Below are 1,189 nucleotides of genomic sequence, written 5' to 3'. Positions count from 1 at the left end.
AGCTGCGATCCCCCACGCCCTCGACGAACCCGGCCGCCGCCGGCTGGCCGAGTTCCTCCAACGGCTGCGCGGGGGACGGACCCTGGTCCTGATCGGATCCCGCCAGGACGAGACCTGGCTGGCCCCGGGCACCTTCGACGCCAACGTCTACGACCTGCCCGGCCTCGACCCGCAGGCCACTTCCCAGCTGGTCGAACGGATCCTCACCGAACACGGCGGCAGCCGGTACCGGTCCGACCCGGCCCACCGTGACGCGTTGAAGGACCTGGTCGGCCTCCTCGGCGGCTACCCACTGCCGATGACCGTCGTGCTGCCCGCCCTCGCCGGCACGCCGCCGGGTGACATCCTCACCCACCTCAAACACGGCGACGACGCCGCCGACCCAGCTGGGGTCATCCGCCGCGCCATCGAATACAGCCACGGCAACCTCGACCCCGCCGTACAACGATCGCTGCTGGCGCTGGCCCCGTTCACCGCCACCATCCCCACCGGCGACATCCTGGACGCCTACCAGCAGATCCTCACCGGCATCGACCCGGACCTGGCCGGGCTCGACCTGCCGGCGGCGATCGCGGAAACCACCCGCGTCGGGCTCAGCGTCACCCATCCCGTGCTTCCCGTCGTCGTGACCGTGCCGATCCTGCCGTTCTTCCTGCGGACCCGGCTCGGAGACCACCCCGACCTCGCCGCCGCCGCACACGACGCGCACTACCGTTTTCACGACGCCCTCGCAGGTGACATCCGCGCACTGCTGGAGGGAACCACGCCCCAACAGCGGGCCACTGGGCAGGCGTTCGCCCAGGCTTTTTACGCCAACCTCACCAGCGCCCTCGACCACGGCACCGACAACGGCCAGCCAATCGCCACACTGATCTATGCCATCGCCGTCTACCTTCAGCAACGATCCCAACAGCCGGCCCTCGCCCGCATGATCGACGACGTCCTTGCCCGTCACCGGCCAGACGGCCACGACGACAGCCAGCTCGAACAGGCAATCCTGCACGGCTTCGCCGGCCGCACCGCGCTGGACCTTCGCCGCCTCGCAGACGCTCAACGGCACTACCAGGCCGAACTCGACCTCCGAACCGCCGCCGGAAACCGCAAAGGTCAAGGCACAATCCACCACCAACTCGGCGGGGTGGCGCACCTGCAGCGGCGGTTCGAGGAGGCCGACCGCCACCTCCGGCAA

1 pseudogene is annotated in these 1,189 nt (G+C 70.0%); it reads left to right on the top strand.

Annotated features, from left to right (window positions below):
- Positions 1–1,189: pseudogene (locus tag Voc01_RS52595) on the top strand (hypothetical protein); the annotation flags it as partial.

The sequence above is a fragment of the Virgisporangium ochraceum genome (genome assembly GCF_016863655.1).
In the GTDB taxonomy this organism is placed as follows: Bacteria; Actinomycetota; Actinomycetes; order Mycobacteriales; family Micromonosporaceae; genus Virgisporangium; species Virgisporangium ochraceum.
This window is presented reverse-complemented; position numbering and strand designations above follow the sequence as displayed.